This window comes from Actinoplanes sp. L3-i22, assembly GCF_019704555.1.
Classification (GTDB): domain Bacteria; phylum Actinomycetota; class Actinomycetes; order Mycobacteriales; family Micromonosporaceae; genus Actinoplanes.
On sequence record NZ_AP024745.1, the window covers coordinates 1,727,461 to 1,742,062 of the forward strand.

13 protein-coding genes are annotated in these 14,602 nt (G+C 72.9%); 8 read left to right on the forward strand and 5 right to left on the reverse strand.

The genetic code is table 11. The annotated features are described in order from the left end of the window. Positions 1–84 precede the first annotated feature (84 nt). Together L3i22_RS08000 and L3i22_RS08005 are read left to right on the forward strand one after the other, a co-directional pair. On the forward strand, positions 85–372 hold the full coding sequence (locus L3i22_RS08000; RefSeq protein ID WP_221326340.1) for an Lrp/AsnC family transcriptional regulator: 288 nt from the start codon (positions 85–87) through the stop codon (positions 370–372). 90 nt (positions 373–462) lie between these two features. Next, positions 463–1,569 carry a barstar family protein gene (locus L3i22_RS08005; RefSeq protein WP_221326341.1) on the forward strand — a complete coding sequence of 369 codons (1,107 nt, stop codon included), beginning with the start codon at positions 463–465 and terminating at the stop codon, positions 1,567–1,569. Here L3i22_RS08005 and L3i22_RS08010 read toward each other — a convergent pair. From L3i22_RS08010 to L3i22_RS08025, 4 genes are all read right to left on the reverse strand, one after another. Beyond that, the gene (locus tag L3i22_RS08010) at positions 1,559–2,401 is read right to left on the reverse strand and encodes a sugar phosphate nucleotidyltransferase (RefSeq protein WP_221326342.1); all 843 of its coding nucleotides are present in this window, start codon (positions 2,399–2,401) and stop codon (positions 1,559–1,561) included. The two genes, L3i22_RS08005 and L3i22_RS08010, sit on opposite strands and share 11 nt — an antisense overlap. After that, positions 2,398–2,961 (reverse strand): NUDIX domain-containing protein, encoded by a 564-nt coding sequence (locus L3i22_RS08015; protein ID WP_221326343.1) that lies wholly within the window; start codon positions 2,959–2,961, stop codon positions 2,398–2,400. The genes L3i22_RS08010 and L3i22_RS08015 overlap by 4 nt, the downstream gene beginning before the upstream one ends. A gap of 32 nt (positions 2,962–2,993) precedes the next feature. Beyond that, a complete protein-coding gene (locus tag L3i22_RS08020) occupies positions 2,994–4,784 on the reverse strand; it encodes a bifunctional (p)ppGpp synthetase/guanosine-3',5'-bis(diphosphate) 3'-pyrophosphohydrolase (protein ID WP_221326344.1) in 1,791 nt (596 codons plus the stop codon). Between the two features lie 91 nt (positions 4,785–4,875). Further along, positions 4,876–6,678 carry a DEDD exonuclease domain-containing protein gene (locus L3i22_RS08025; protein WP_221326345.1) on the reverse strand — a complete coding sequence of 601 codons (1,803 nt, stop codon included), beginning with the start codon at positions 6,676–6,678 and terminating at the stop codon, positions 4,876–4,878. A gap of 104 nt (positions 6,679–6,782) precedes the next feature. On the opposite strand from L3i22_RS08025, the gene L3i22_RS08030 reads away from it, so the two are divergent. The 4 genes from L3i22_RS08030 to L3i22_RS08045 all read left to right on the forward strand — a co-directional run bounded on the left by L3i22_RS08030 (position 6,783) and on the right by L3i22_RS08045 (position 11,051). Next, complete coding sequence (locus L3i22_RS08030; protein WP_221326346.1) at positions 6,783–8,165, forward strand: NYN domain-containing protein; 1,383 nt, start codon at positions 6,783–6,785, stop codon at positions 8,163–8,165. Between the two features lie 258 nt (positions 8,166–8,423). Further along, entirely contained in the window at positions 8,424–8,636 is a 213-nt protein-coding gene (locus L3i22_RS08035) for a hypothetical protein (RefSeq protein WP_221326347.1), read from the forward strand. Between the two features lie 28 nt (positions 8,637–8,664). Further along, a complete protein-coding gene (locus L3i22_RS08040) occupies positions 8,665–9,921 on the forward strand; it encodes a M48 family metallopeptidase (protein WP_221326348.1) in 1,257 nt (418 codons plus the stop codon). Next, complete coding sequence (locus L3i22_RS08045; RefSeq protein ID WP_221326349.1) at positions 9,921–11,051, forward strand: glycosyltransferase family 4 protein; 1,131 nt, start codon at positions 9,921–9,923, stop codon at positions 11,049–11,051. The genes L3i22_RS08040 and L3i22_RS08045 overlap by 1 nt, the downstream gene beginning before the upstream one ends. Positions 11,052–11,168: 117 nt before the next feature. On the opposite strand, the gene L3i22_RS08050 is transcribed toward L3i22_RS08045, so the two are convergent. After that, positions 11,169–11,681 (reverse strand): DUF4240 domain-containing protein, encoded by a 513-nt coding sequence (locus tag L3i22_RS08050; RefSeq protein WP_221326350.1) that lies wholly within the window; start codon positions 11,679–11,681, stop codon positions 11,169–11,171. A gap of 107 nt (positions 11,682–11,788) precedes the next feature. On the opposite strand from L3i22_RS08050, the gene L3i22_RS08055 reads away from it, so the two are divergent. Continuing rightward, positions 11,789–13,732 carry an ABC transporter ATP-binding protein gene (locus L3i22_RS08055; protein ID WP_221326351.1) on the forward strand — a complete coding sequence of 648 codons (1,944 nt, stop codon included), beginning with the start codon at positions 11,789–11,791 and terminating at the stop codon, positions 13,730–13,732. Between the two features lie 20 nt (positions 13,733–13,752). Beyond that, complete coding sequence (locus tag L3i22_RS53380) at positions 13,753–14,310, forward strand: thioredoxin family protein (protein ID WP_255658034.1); 558 nt, start codon at positions 13,753–13,755, stop codon at positions 14,308–14,310. Positions 14,311–14,602: the final 292 nt, after the last annotated feature.

A 14,602-nucleotide genomic window follows, 5' to 3' on the forward strand; every position in this document is an offset into this window, starting at 1 on the left:
TTTGCCGGAGGTGATCCCGGGGCGGATAGCATGGGCTGGTCATTCGGCCTCATGGGTGAGGCCTCATGGGTGAGGAGACCTCAGGTGAACACCGCGATCGTCCACATCGACTGCGCCACCGACTCGATTCCCGAGGTCGCCGAGGCGTTGGCCGCCCTCGACGGGGTCAGCGAGGTGTATTCGGTGGCCGGCAACGTCGACCTGATCGCGATCGTCCGCGTTCCCCGGTTCGACGACATCGCCGAGGTCATCGCCGGCCGCATCTCCAAGACGCCCGGCGTGCTCAACACCGAGTCGCACATCGCGTTCCGCGCCTACTCCAAGCACGACCTGGACGACGCGTTCGCGATCGGCCTCCCCGACGCCGACTGACAACGAGCAAACCCGCAAACCCCTGATTTGGTACGCCGTGGGCACGGTAACCGGCCCGCGGATCTTGAGCGCGCCGACTAGCGTGACCGGGTGACCGATATCGATCCCCCACTGCGCTGGGTGCTGCTGGACTGGAACACCGGCGACGAGGAGCGGATCGTCGGCTCCTGTGCCGAGATCGACGGGCTCTTCGTGGACCCGCCCGAGGTCCCGCTGGAACGGATCGTGTTGCGCGACTGCGTGCCGGCCGAGGGGCTGCGGGCGGCGCTGGCCGGGCTCGGCACCGAACGCGCCCACCTCGGCACGATCCTGATCGAGGCGGACGACGACCCGGACATCGACTACGTCGACAACCTCTACGACGTCACCGTGCTGGCCGCCGAGGGCGCCGATGTGGTGCTCCAGGGCCGGATCCAGGAGGAGCGCGCCTACTGGCCCGCGGAGGAACCGCCCGACGACGAGGGCTTCCGGTTGAGCGACGCCGGTGAACGGGCGCTGGGCACCGCCCGTACCGTCGAAGGTCTTTATCGCGAGCGGCCGGAACTGTTGCCGCCCGCCGCGACCCTGGTCGGGTTGCTCCCGGAGCCCTGGTTCCGGGCCGCGCTCGCCGACGGCGGCGACGTGGAGGTGCGGGCGAGTGTGCGGGCGCGCGGCGCGGGCGGCACCGACCTCTCGACGCTCACCCACGGTCTCCGCGGCCGGGTGGTCGCGGTGCGGGACTCCGCGGCCGGCCCCGGGCTGCTCGACGTGGAGCTGGACGACGGGCTGTGGGACCCGATCCCGGCGTCCGCGAAACCACTGTGGGACGCCTGGCTGGTGGCACCGCCCGCCGAGCCGGACACGTGGACCGGGCTGAGCCCGTGGATGCGGCACGAATGGCTGCGGCTGGCGCTGGCCCACGCCCACCTGCGCGGCCCGGACCGGCCGGCCGGCGGGACGTACCACCTGGACGGCCGGTACGTGACCGACATGAACGCCTTCTTCTGCGCGATCGGTGAGGCGGTGAACGGGCCCGGCGGCTACTTCGGCTGGGTCTGGGACGCGCTGCGCGACTGCCTGGGTGGTGGCTGGGGCGCGGAGACGCCGTTCCGGCTGGTGTGGAGCCACGTCGAGGTGGCCCGCGAGCACCTCGGCGACGAGACGGTCGACGAGCTGGTGGCGGAGATGGCCAGACACCAGGTCGAGGTCACACGCTGACGGTGAGGCCGCTCGGGGCGCGGATCGCGTCGGTGAGGGACTCGCCGGCCTCGACCGTCGCGCCCGGCCACACCACGCAGCGGGTGACGGTGCCGGCGACCCGGGCGCCGGCGCCGACCACCGAGTCCACCGCGCGGCCGGTGACCTCGGCGGACGGGTCGAGCAGGTTCGCGCCGGCGGCGTGCAGGTTCGCCTCCAGGTAGAGCTGCGGGGTGCCGGTGTCCAGGTAGAGGCCCTCGTAGCCGATCAGTTCGAGCGCGTTCGCGGCCTCGGCGGGGCGCCACACCGTACGTACCAAATCCTGGTTTTGATCTTCGAGGTCTTTGACGAAGTGCCAGGGGAGCAGCGAGAAGCCGGCGAAGCGGTGGCCGCTGAAGCCGCCGGACTCGCCGGGGCGGCACGGCTTGGTCAGCAGCCGGACCGTGTCGCCGGACCAGCCGGCCAGCAGCGCCTCGATGTCCTTGCCGGGCTCGCGGAACGGATCGGTCAGGTAGGCGTCGGCGTTGCCGACCAGCACGCCGCGGCCGTCGATCCAGCCCTTCAGCCGGGCGACGCCGCCGGACGTGCCGAGCGGGCCGTCCAGCTCGACCGAGAGGTGCGCGCGGCCGGTGGCGTGCGTGACGACCTGGTCGGCCAGGTACGCGGCGTTCACGCCGACCTGATCGGGACCGGTCAGGCCGAGGCCGGCCAGGCGGCGCAGGGCGTGGTCGAGCAGCGGCAGGTTGCCGACCGGGCAGAGCGCTTTCGGCACCGACGCGGTGAGCGGGCGCAGCCGCTGCCCCTCGCCGGCGGCCAGCACGACGCCGCAGATCGCGGCGACCGGAGCCGTCACTGGGGGACCTCGCGCGACGGCGCGACGCTGGCCGAGGGCACGGACGGCGGGAGCTGGCCGGCCCGCGGGCCGATCCCGTACGTCCCGAGCAGGCGCTCGGTGGGCCAGGTCAGCTTCGGCAGGTCGTCGACCGGGAACCAGCGGGCCTCCAGGACCTCGCCACCGTCCACCACCAGCGGCGTGCTGGACGCCGGCACCCAGCCGAACCAGACCGTGTCGACGATCCCGCCGTTCGGATGCACGATCGCGTTCGGATTGCCGGGGCGCAGGTCGCCCGGTTCGATCCGGACGCCGGACTCCTCGTGCAGCTCCCGGGCGGCGCCGACGGAGGGCAGCTCACCCCGCTTGAGCAGGCCGGCCGGCAGGCCCCAGCCCCGGCCCGGCGGCTGGCGCAGCAGCAGGATCCGGCCCGGCTCGGACGACTCCGAGTCGCGGACCACCGCGACCGCACCGACCAGGAACTTCGGCGAGACCGCCCGGGCGATGTGGCGGCGCACCGGCAGCGGCAGCCCGTAGAAAACTTGGTACGCGAGGCCGCGCAACTGCCGAGAGATGTTCACGCGGGTAAGGCTAGCCCGGGATTCTGAACAACTCAGTCCGGGTGGTCGACCATCGCGATGAGCTGCTCGACCACGTTGTCCGGCTCGACGGTGCGCTCGCAGACCGCGACCAGCAGCGTCTCCAGGTCGGGGTAGCCCATGTCCTCCGCCAGGCGGCGCAGCGGCACCTCGCTGGCCAGGCCGCGGTCGTGCTTGCGGAGGGTCAGGCCGATCGTCGCGCGGCCCAGGCGCACCTTGTCGGCGATGCTGATGCCGGGCTCGTTCCGCTCGTCGAAGTAGCGGTTGATCTGCATCTGCGCCTGGCTCGACTTGACGAAGCCGAGCCACTCCCGGCGCGGGCCGCGCGGTGCGCTGGTCTCCGCCTCGACCTGGCCGTCGTTCTCCGAGAAGATCTCGACGACGTCGCCGTCACGCAGCGGGGAGCTGAGGGGGGCGAGACGCCCGTTGATGGTCGAGGCGAGACACTGGTCGCCCTTCGAGGGGCCCAGTTCGTATGCCAGGTCGACCGGGGTGGAGCCGCTGGGCAGTTCGTACGCGTTGCCGTGGGCGAAGACCGTGATCTGGCCCTCGGAGAGGTCACATCGGAGCGAGTCGAGGAACTGGGCCGCGTCGGTGGTGTCCTGTTGCCAGTCGAGCACCCGTTTCAGCCAGGTCAGCTGGTCGGCGCCGGACGGCTCGTCGGACACCTTCGGATATCGGTAACTGGTGGCGACGCCGTACTCCGAGTACCGGTGCATGGTCTGGGTGCGGATCAGCACCTCGACCAGGCGGCCCTCCGGGCCCACCACGGTGGTGTGCAGCGAGCGGTACAGATTGTTCTTCGGTGAGGCGATGAAATCCTTGAACCGGCCGGCGACCGGGCGCCAGCGGCCGTGGATCGCGCCGAGCGCGGCGTAACAGTCGGTCTCCGGCCCGTCCACCACGACCGCGATCCGGGGCAGGTCGAGCGGCACGGTGTGGCCGCCGGCGACGGTGTCCTTCCAGATCGAGTAGTAGTGCCGGGGACGCGCGGTGACCTCGGCGTCGACCCGGGAGCGGCGCAGCGCGACGCGCGCCTTGGTGGAGACGTCGGCCAGGTATTCGTCCCAGCCGGGGCGGTTCTTCACGTGCTCGTCGATCCGGGCGAACGAGTCCGGCTCGAGGTGGAACAGGACCACGTCGTCGAGGTCGCGCTTGAGCGCCTGGATGCCGAGCCGGTCGCAGAGCGGAACCAGCACGTCCAGCGTCGCGTTCGCGATCCGGGCGCGGGAGGCGGGGGAGCGGGCGTCCAGCGTGCGCATGTTGTGCAGCCGGTCGGCCAGCTTGATCACCAGCACCCGGACGTCCTTGCCGGCGGCGACGATCATCTTGCGGATCGTCTCGCCCTCGGCGGCCTTGCCGTAGAACGCCTTGTCGAACTTGGTCACGCCGTCGACCAGGTGGGTCACCTCGGCGCCGAAGTCGCCCTCGAGCGCCTCCAGCGTGTAGCTGGTGTCCTCCACCGTGTCGTGCAGCAGCGAGGCGACCAGGGTCGTGGTGTCCATGCCCAGCTCGGCGCAGATCTGCGCGACGGCGAGCGGATGCGTGATGTACGGATCACCCGACTTGCGGAACTGGCCGCGGTGCATGCTCTCGGCGATCGCGTAGCTGCGGCGGAGCAGGGCCACATCGGCCGACGGGTGGATGTTGCGATGGGTCTTGGCCAGGGTCGTGACCGGATCGTCGTCGTTGCCCGGGAAGCTCAACAGCGAACGGAGTCGCTGGGTGAAGCTGAGCGGGCTCGGGGACGTGGCGGCCGGCAAGGCACGACCGAGAGCGGCGCCGTGGCCGGCGTCGACGTCCACCCGGACACCCCCTCACCGATCGTCCACACTTCTCTACGAAGCATGGCACGTGGACTCGGGATGGCTGAATCACCACAAGTCCGCGCGTGCCTTACAGCCTAAGCGAGCGGGCGTCATCCGAACGGTCAGTTACCGATAGGCGAACGGTCGAGTCTTGGGCTGATGCGGCCGATTCAGCCCTGCTTAGCAGCGCGGCGAAACGCGCCGCGCCACGAGCCGGTGACACCCAGTCGCCGGAGGTTTCCACCAAGCGGGTGTCCACCCGCTCCAGCCACGCCAGGATCCGCTCGGTCTCCTCGGGCGTCGCCGACGCCACCGGGCCCGGTCCGGGAAGGACCGTCTCGGCGGTCAGGCGCGCCGCGTCCAGGGTGGGCCGCGGGTGCGCGCGCGGCGGCGAGGTGGCCGCGGCGGCCAGCCGGCCGTGCCGGACCACCACGATCTCCCAGCCGCCCTTGTCGTCCCGCCGGGCGGCGACGATCTCCGGCAGGCGGGTCAGCGCGTTCAGCCGCTGCATCCGGATCAGCGCGCGGAGCAGGGCGATCAGGCGGGACCGGACGGTGGCGGCCTCCTCGTACCGCTGCTTGTCGCTCAGCGTGTCGATCCGGGCCAGGATCGCCTCGATCACCGGGCCCGGGTCGCCCGAGGTGGCGGTCCGGAACGGGAGGGCGGCGCGCAGGTCGTACTCCGCCGGGGAGATCTCGTGCTCGCACGGCGCGGGGCAGCGGCCCAGCTCGGCCAGCGCGCACGCCGGGGTGCGGGTGCGCAGCGAGAGCTTGTGGTTGCACTGTCGCAACGGCACCGCGTCGTAGACCCCGGCGGCGGCCAGCTCGGCGGTGCGCCGCGAGGTGAACGGGCCCAGATAGGTCGCACCGTCCTCGGCGAACCGCCGGACCACCGACAACCTCGGGAAGGCCTCCGCGGTGAGCTTCAGCCAGACCATCCGCTCGGGATATTTGGACCGCCGATTGTACGGCGGTGCATGCGCGGCGATCAGGCGCAACTCCCGGACCTCGGCCTCCAGCGAGTGGGCGCACTCCACCGCCTCCACCCGCACCGCCGCGGTCAGCATCTCGGAGGAGATCCGCGAGCGCTTCTCGGCGGCGGTGAAATAGCTCTTCACCCGGGTCGAGATGTCGTTGGACTTGCCGACGTAGAGCGGCCGGTCGTCGGCGGCCCGGAAGATGTAGACCCCGGGCACCCGCGGCAGGTTGTCGGCCAGGTGCCGCCGGCTGCGCTGGGCCGGGGTGATCGTCTTGGCGAACTCGATCGCGTCGCCCAGCGTGTGCACCCGGAAGCTGCCCAGCCGCTCGATCAGCCCGTGCAGCACGTCGACGGTCGCCTTCGCGTCGTCCAGGGCGCGGTGGTTCGGCTCGACCGTGGAACGGAAGAACTGGGCCAGCGTGCCGAGCTTGCGGTTGGGCACCTCGTCACGGGTCAGCGCGCGCCGGGCCAGGGCCGCGGTGTCCAGCACCCGGGGCGACGGCCACGGATAGCCGTGCGCGGCGCAGGCCGCCTTGAGGAAACCGACGTCGTACGGCGCGTTGTGGGCGACCAGGACCGCGCCGCGCAGGAACTCCAGCAGGCCCGGCAGCACCGCCTCGATCGCCGGCGCCGGGCGCAGCATCGCCTCGGTGATGCCGGTCAGGACGGTGATGAACGGCGGCAGCGGCACCCCCGGGTTGACCAGGGTGCCGAACTCGCCGAGGAGTTCACCCGAACGCACCTTGACCGCGCCGATCTCGGTGATCCCGCCACCGTCCGGAGCGCCGCCGGTGGTCTCCAGGTCGAGCACGACGAACGTGGTGTCCGCCAGGGACAGCGCGGCCGGATCGACCGAACCGTCGGCGGACAGCAGCGTGTCCAGAGTGCCCTGCACATAAGCCGGTTGTGCCACGGCGGGCAACACTAGAGCGGGGGTACGACATAAACCGAGCCGCCCGGGAAAAGATCACTTGCCTCAGCAAGCGTTTTACCGGGCCACGGTGTGAGAATGGGTGGATGTCCGCGCCGCTGGAGCCCGATGACCGCCCCGTAGAGGAGGCGGCGGTCGAGGCTGCGGATGTCACCCTTTCGGCTTCCCCCGAGCCGGTCCTCCCGGAACCCGTCCGTCAGCGGATCATGGTGCTGGCCGCCGCGGCGCTGCCCGGCCTGCCCGGCGACGAGATCCCGGTCGTGCTGCGCCGGGTGGCCCGCTTCGCGCCGAACCGCCGGGCCCGCCTCGGCGGCCGGGAGATCGCCGCCCAGCTCACCGCCGACCCGCTGTTCCGGCAGCGGATCGGCGCCCGGATCGTGACCGAGGCCGGTGACCTCGGCGCCGCCGTGACCAGCGGCGTCGCCCCGGCCGCCGCCGACCCGGTGGAGGTCGCCGCGCTGGCCTACCTGGCCCGGCCGGAGGGCTGGCGCGAGCTGATCGACGCGGCCGGCGACGTGGTCCGGGCCGACGCGGACAGCGCCGCCCTGGCCGACCGGATCCGGACTGCCGAGCAGCGCGCCACCCGCGCCGACCACGACCGGACTGTGGCCCGGGTCGAGGCCGACAAGCTCCGCGACGAGCTGGCCCGGGTCCGCGAGGAGCTCGGCCAGCTGCGCGAGGAGGCCCGCACCACGGCGAAGGCGCTGCGCGAGGCGCAGGCCGCGCAGAAACGCGCGGCCGACCTGCTGGCCACCGAGAAGGGGCGCGCGTCGCGCATCGCGCAGGAACACGAGGCGGAGGTACGCCGGATGAAGTCCCGCCTCACCGACGCCGAGACCGCCGCGGCCACCGGCAAGCAGGCCGCCAAGGACTCCCGCGCGGTCGACGACGCCCGGCTCTGGCTGCTGCTCGAGACGATCGGGCAGGCCGCCACCGGGCTGCGCCGCGAGCTCGCCCTGGAGCCGAGCGACAAGCTGCCCGCCGACTTCGTCGCCGACGCCGCGGCCGACCGCCCCGGCGCGCCCGAGCGGTCCCGCGCCCGCGCCCAGGACACCGACGACCCCGGCCGCCTCGACCAGCTGCTCGCCCTGCCCCGCGCGCACCTGGTCGTCGACGGGTACAACGTGACCAAGCGCGGCTTCGCCGACATGTCCCTGGAGCAGCAGCGCAAGCGCCTGATCACCGGGCTGGGCGGGATCGCCGCGCAGACCGGGGACGAGGTCACCGTGGTCTTCGACGGGGCCGAGCGGGTGCACGGGCTGCCGCCGGCGCCGCGCGGGGTGCGGGTGCTCTTCTCCCGCAAGGGGATGACCGCCGACGAGCTGATCCGGCAGCTGGTCCGGGCCGAGCCGCCGGGGCGCCCGCTGGTCGTGGTCTCGTCGGACCGCGAGGTGGCGGACGGGGTGCGCCGGCACGGCGCCTACCCGATGGGCGCCGACTCGCTCCTGCGCCGCCTCGCCCGCTCCTGACCCGCCCCGCCCCGCGCCGCGCCGCCCCGCGCGGCCCCGCCTCTCCTCGCGCGGGCCCGCCTCGCGCGGCCCCGCCCCGCCCCGCGCTGCGCCGCCTCGCGCTGCGCCGCCTCGCGCGGCCCCGCCCCGCGCTGCGCCGCCCCGCGCGCATCTGCTGGGGCACGCGCGCGGAAACTGTCGTACCCCTCGCATAGCGTGACGGTTACCTGAGGTGACCGGCTCGTTGCACGGGGCGGCCCTCCTGGTTGAGGAGGGGTAATGATCATCGATTGTGGTCGTTGCGTCGAGCGGACCGACGAGTGCACCGGGTGCCTGGTCAGCCTGCTCGCCGACACGCCGGACGGGATCGCCGACCTGACTCCCGGCGAGCTGCGGGCGATCGAGACGTTCGAGCTGGCCGGTTTCGAGGTGGAGCTGCTGGAGACGCCGGAGCCACCGGTGATCGTCCCGATGCGCCGCCACGTGGCGTGATCATGAGGAGCCCCTAGGATCTTCTGTCATGACTCCCCGGTTGTGGGCCCTCGTCACGTTCGGGGTGCTCCTAGTGGCGCTGGTGGTCTTCGCCGCGCTCACCGTCCCGTGGCATCGCGCGCCCGCGCCCCGTGCCGATCAGGTGGCCGCGCTCGGCCAGTTCCCGTCCGAGCAGGTGGCCCGGGCCCGGCAGTTCCGCGCCGAGCTGCGCCCCGGCACGTACGCAAGCATGATCTTGGGGTTGATCGTGGCCCTGGTCCTCGGCCTGACGCCGGTCGGCGCGCGGCTGGTCGAGCTGGCCGGCCGGCCGTTCGGTGACCACTGGCTGGCCCGCGCGGTGCTCGGCGGCCTGCTCGTGGTGCTGGTCGGCGAGGTGCTCACGCTGCCGTTCGCGGCCTGGCGGCACACCGTCGTGGTGCGCTACGGGATCTCCACCCAGTCCTGGGGCGGGTGGGGCGCCGACCTGCTGAAGTCGCTGGTCGTCTCGGTGGTCCTGGGTGGCCTCGCGCTGGCCGGCTTCTTCGCCGTCACGCACTTCGCGCCGCGCTGGTGGTGGGCGTTCGGCGCGGCCGGCGCCGCCGGGCTGGTGCTGCTGCTCTCGTTCGTGCTCCCGGTGGTGGTCGAGCCGATCTTCAACAAGTTCACCCCGATGGCCGACGGCCCGCTGCGCACCGAGCTGATCGCGCTGGCCGACCGCGACGGCGTGCCGGTCAAGGACGTGCTGGTCGCCGACGCGTCCCGGCGCACCCGGGCGGTCAACGCGTACGTGTCCGGCCTGGGCCCGACCCGGCGGATCGTGGTCTACGACACCCTGCTCACCGAGGCCACGCCGGACGAGGTGGTCTCGGTCGCCGCGCACGAGCTGGGCCACGCCAAGGACGGCGACGTGCTGACCGGCACGATCCTCGGCGCGCTCGGCGCGGCGCTCGCGGTCGTCGCGATCTACCTGCTCGGCGCGTGGTCCGGGCTGCTCCGGCTGGCCGGGGTGACGTCGATCGGCGAGCCCCGGGCGATCGGCCTGCTCCTCGCCGTGGCCGCGCTCGCCGGGCTGGCCGCCGGGCCGGGGCAGGCGTTCGTCTCCCGGCACATCGAGGCCCGCGCCGACCGGCACGCCCTCGACCTGACCGGCGACCCGCAGACCTTCGAGGCGATGCAGCGCCGCCTCGGCACGGTCAACCTGTCCGATCCTGATCCGCCGACCTGGGAGTTCCTGATGTTCGCCTCGCACCCGTCCACCGTGCAGCGGATGGCCGCCGCCCGGGCGTACGCACGGGGCGAGCGCTGATGGCCCGCACCCTGCTGGTCACCAACGACTTCCCGCCCCGGCCCGGCGGCATCCAGCAGTTCGTGCACAACCTGGCGGTGCGCCAGCCGGCCGGCTCGGTGGTGGTCTACTCGTCGACCTGGAAGGGCGCGGCCGCGTTCGACGCCGAGCAGCCGTTCGAGGTGGTCCGGGAGGACACCGGGATGCTGCTGCCGACGCCCGGGGTGGCCCGGCGGGCCGCGGAGCTCGCCCGGTCGCACGGCTGCGACAGCGTCCTGTTCGGCGCGGCCGCCCCGCTCGGGCTGCTCGCCCACGGCCTGCGGCGCCAGGCCGGGATCACCCGCGCGGTCGGGATCACCCACGGGCACGAGATCGGCTGGGCGGCGCTGCCCGGCGCCCGGGGCCTGCTGCGGCGGATCGCCCGGGGCAACGACGTGATCACGTACCTGGGGGAGTTCCAGCGCACCCGCCTCGACAAGGCCCTGCACGGGCTGACCGAGCTGCGGCGGCTCGCCCCCGGGGTCGACGTGGACACGTTCCACCCCGGGGTGGACGGCTCCGCGGTCCGGGTCCGGCACGGGCTGGCCGGTCGGCCGGTCGTCGTGTGCGTGTCCCGGCTGGTCCCGCGCAAGGGGCAGGACATGCTGATCCGCGCGCTGCCGGAGATCCGCCGCCGGGTTCCGGGCGCAGCGTTGCTGCTGGTCAGCGGTGGGCCGTACCGGAAGACCCTGGCGCGGCTGGCCCGCGAGCAGGACGTCGAGGCGGACGTCGTGTTCACCGGGTCGGTGCCGTGGGCGGAGCTGCCGGAGCACTACGCGGCCGGGGACGTCTACGCGATGCCGTGCCGGACCCGGGCCGGGGGGCTGGACGTCGAGGGCCTTGGGATCGTCTACCTGGAGGCGTCGGCGACCGGGCTGCCGGTCGTCGGCGGCGATTCCGGCGGTGCGCCGGACGCGGTCCGGGAGGGGGAGACGGGGTACGTCGTGGGCGGGGCGGACGTTTCCGCGATCACTGACCGGATCGTGGGGTTGCTGTCCGATCCTGATCAGGCTCGAGCGATGGGTAAGGCGGGGCGGGCCTGGGTGGAGCGGGAGTGGCGCTGGGAGACTCAGGCGGCCCGCCTCACCGCACTCCTCACCCCGCCAGCCTGACCCGCCCTGCCCTGCCCCGCGCCCGCCCGCCACGCTCGGCGCCGCGCACCCCACACCCCGCACCCCGCGCTCGGCGCCGCCCGTCGTGGCCGTCGCGCGGGCCGGTGGTGCGGCTGGTCAGCGGCTCCAGCCGGCCGGGTTGCTCGAGCTCTCCCGGCTGATCCCCGAGCTGGTCTCCGGCCAGGTGCCGAAGCGCTTCTCGTGGAGGTTGGCGAAGAAGTAGCACATCGCCTCGCAGTCGGCATCCGTCACCGCAATCCCCGGATCGCCGGAGACCGCCTCGTAATAGGCCCGGCCGAGCGCGACGATCTGCCCCCGCGCGTAGAGGAACCCGTCGTCGGACCCGTCGGTCACCTCGTGGATGTCCTCCCGGTCGATGTCGTAGAGCTTGCGCTCCAGAACCCGGTCCAGGTCGGTCAGCTCCTGCGCGGAGAGATCCGCGCTGACCAGGGCGAGCTGCTCCAGAAAGCGGTCCAGCCAGGCGTCGATGGCGTAGCGGTCGGCGCCGGGCGGCGGGGCGAGCAACTCCTGGCGCAGACGGTTCGGCTCGTCGCCGAGCGCGGCCCAGGCTGACTCGACGAGGCCCCAGAAGCGCGCCTCGTCGGCCGCGGCCGGAAGGATCGTGGTCATGGCGGCACGCTAACAGCGGGGTACGACATGAATGAGCGGGAAACGTCGTGGACAGCGGTCACCCGGGCGGCGTAGGAACGGAAGGACCCCCGGACCGGAGGCCGCTGATGCCGGACGCCAGCCCCGCCCGCCCCGCCGACGCCGACGACAATCATGACGATCTGGACACAGCGACCGCCCTGGACAGCGGGGACGACGGTGAGCTGGACCTGCCCTACTGGCTGACCAGCACCCAGGAGGCGGCGAACACCGGCTTCCTGCGGATGCTCCGGCGCCTGCCGAGCCTGCTCGGAGCCGCCTGGCTGCTCGCCTGGCGGGCCAACCCACGACTCGCCGCGGCCGTGCTCACCCTGCAGGTGGCGGGCGGTGCGGTCAGCGCCGTCGGGCTGATCAGCGTGGTCGGCGTGTTCGACGGGCTGCTGCGGGCCGGCCCGACGCCGGAGCGCGTACGTGCCGCCGTACCGTCGCTGATTCTTTTGATTGTCGCCCTTGCCGTTAAAGGGCTGCTGGCGAGCGCGGCGACGGCGGCGCACGGCCGTCTGTCGCCGACCGTCTACGAGGCCGCCGAGAACCGTCTCCTCGACCTCACCACCCGCGTCGACCTGGCCACCTTCGACGATCCGGAGTGGCGGGACGCGATGGAGCGGGCCCGCGACCGCGGCATCCACGCGGCCCAGTCGGTGGTCGACTTCGGCATCCAGGTGCTCACCAACCTGATCGGGCTGATCGCCGCGGCCGGGGTGCTCACGGTGCTGCACCCGGTGCTGTTGCCGCTGCTGGTCCTGGCGGTGGTGCCGACCGGCTGGGCGGCGGTGCGGGCGGCCCGGTCCGGCTATCGCAGCCGGCTGGAGTTCATCGCCGTCTGGCGACGGCATCGGATGCTGGCCGAGCTTCTCGCCGCCCGCGAGCCCGCGGGAGAATTAAGAGCTTTCACGGTACGGCGTTTTCTGCTCACCGAGGCGTCCCGGTTGCTCCGGCTCGCCACCGTGGCGGAGATCGGCGTGGCGACCCGGGCGGTCCGGACGAACCTGGCCGGGCAGGCGCTGAGCGGGCTGCTCACCGGCCTGGCCTACGTGACGTTGTGCTGGCTGCTCTGGACCGGCCGGATGGCGCTCGCGGCCGGCGGCGCGGCCGCCTACGCGATCAACATCGGTATCGGGCAGCTGCGTGAGCTGGCCTTCTCCGCGAACCGGGTGTACGAGTACGGCCTGTACTTCGCCGACTTCCAGGGCTTCTGCGAGCTCTCCGAGGCGCGCGCCGAGCCGGCCCCGGAGGAGACCGCCCCAGCGTCGTTCACCGAGATCCGGGTCGACGGGGTGACGTTCCGCTACCCGGACGCCGAACGCCCGGCCGTCGACGGGGTCAGCCTCACCCTGCGCCGCGGCGAGATCATCGCGCTGGTCGGCGAGAACGGCTCGGGCAAGTCCACGCTCGCCGCGGTCCTCGCCGGGCTGTACCGGCCGGAGCAGGGCACGATCACCTGGGACGGGGTGGACGTGAGCGGCTTCCGGCCGGAGACCGTCCGGGAACGGGTCGCGGTGGTGATGCAGGAGCCCACCCGGTGGCCGCTCTCGGCCCGCGCCAACATCGCGATCGGCCGCCACGACCGGCCCGCCTCGCTGGCCCAGGTGCAGGCGTCGGCGCGGGCCGGGGACGCGCACGACTTCGTGATGGAACTGCCACGGACGTACGAGACGCTGCTGTCCCGCCACTTCACCGACGGCGCCGACCTCTCCGGCGGGCAGTGGCAGCGCCTCGCGGTGAGCCGCGCCTTCCACCGCGACGCGCCGCTGCTGATCTGCGACGAGCCGACCGCGAACCTGGACGCCCGGGCGGAGCACGAGGTCTACCGGCGGCTGCGGGATCTGGCGGCGGGGCGCACGGTGGTGCTGATCACGCACCGGATGGCCAGTGTGCGCGAGGCCGACCGGATCTATGTGCTCGATCACGGGTCGGTGGTGGAGGAAGGGGATCACGAGGAGTTGATGGGGGTGGGCGGGTTGTACGCGCAGTTGTTCACACTGCAGGCCAGTGCCTATCAATCGGCCTGATCGGGTGTCATGGTTGTCCCATGGATCCGGTGGGGATAGTGGCGGTCGGTGTGGTCGTGGTGGCGGGTGCGGGACTGGGCCTCTGGCGGCGTCGCACGGACGGCCGCCTGCGCCCGGCCGGGGCGGCGGGTCAGACCAGCCAGTGCAGTTCCGTCGGTGCGGTGCGGCGCGGCAGCTCCGCCGGCGTGGTGGTGCAGGGCACGGTGCCGGTGGGGCCGGGGTCGGAGCAGACTGGCGTCGTGAGTGATGTGGTGGAGAGCGAGCGCCTTGATCCGGTGCTGTTGGAGCGGCTCGGGGTCGAGCCGGGTCGGGTCACGATGTTGCAGTTCTCGTCGGCGTTCTGTGCGCCCTGCCGGGCGGTGCGCCGGGTCAGCGCCGAGGTTGCCGTGCTGCTCCCGGAGGTCCGGCACGTCGAGGTCGACGCGGAGAGCCATCTGGACGAGGTGCGGGCGCTGAACATCTGGCGTACCCCGACGTTGCTGATCCTGGACGCCGGCGGGCGGGTGACCCGGCGCGCCACCGGTGTCCCGACCAAGCCGCACCTGATCGCCGCCCTCGCCGAACTCCTGCCCGCCTGACTCGCTTGCCGGGTTGACGGTCTGCCTGACCTGCGCGTCGGCCTGTTTGACTCGCGCACCCGCTTGGGCTGACTGCTTGATCCGCGCCCCCGCTTGGCTGGTTGCTTGACCCGCGCATCGGCTTGACCCGCGCATCCGCTTGACCCGCGCATCGGCTTGACCCGCGCATCCGCTTGACCTGCGCGCCCGCCCGCCTGGCTCGCGCATCTGCCTGCTGACCTGTCCGCCTGGCCCATGTGTCTGCCTGATCCGGCCGCGCTCTTGCCTGCCGATTGGCCCGGCCTACGCGCCT

Coding starts and splice junctions, on each gene's coding strand:
- L3i22_RS08045 (WP_221326349.1), top strand. CDS start 9,921: ATGGCCCGCACCCTGCTGGTCACCAACGACTTCCCGCCCCGGCCCGGC.
- L3i22_RS08030 (WP_221326346.1), top strand. CDS start 6,783: ATGTCCGCGCCGCTGGAGCCCGATGACCGCCCCGTAGAGGAGGCGGCG.
- L3i22_RS08055 (WP_221326351.1), top strand. CDS start 11,789: ATGCCGGACGCCAGCCCCGCCCGCCCCGCCGACGCCGACGACAATCAT.
- L3i22_RS53380 (WP_255658034.1), top strand. CDS start 13,753: ATGGATCCGGTGGGGATAGTGGCGGTCGGTGTGGTCGTGGTGGCGGGT.
- L3i22_RS08040 (WP_221326348.1), top strand. CDS start 8,665: ATGACTCCCCGGTTGTGGGCCCTCGTCACGTTCGGGGTGCTCCTAGTG.
- L3i22_RS08050 (WP_221326350.1), bottom strand. CDS start 11,681: ATGACCACGATCCTTCCGGCCGCGGCCGACGAGGCGCGCTTCTGGGGC.
- L3i22_RS08035 (WP_221326347.1), top strand. CDS start 8,424: ATGATCATCGATTGTGGTCGTTGCGTCGAGCGGACCGACGAGTGCACC.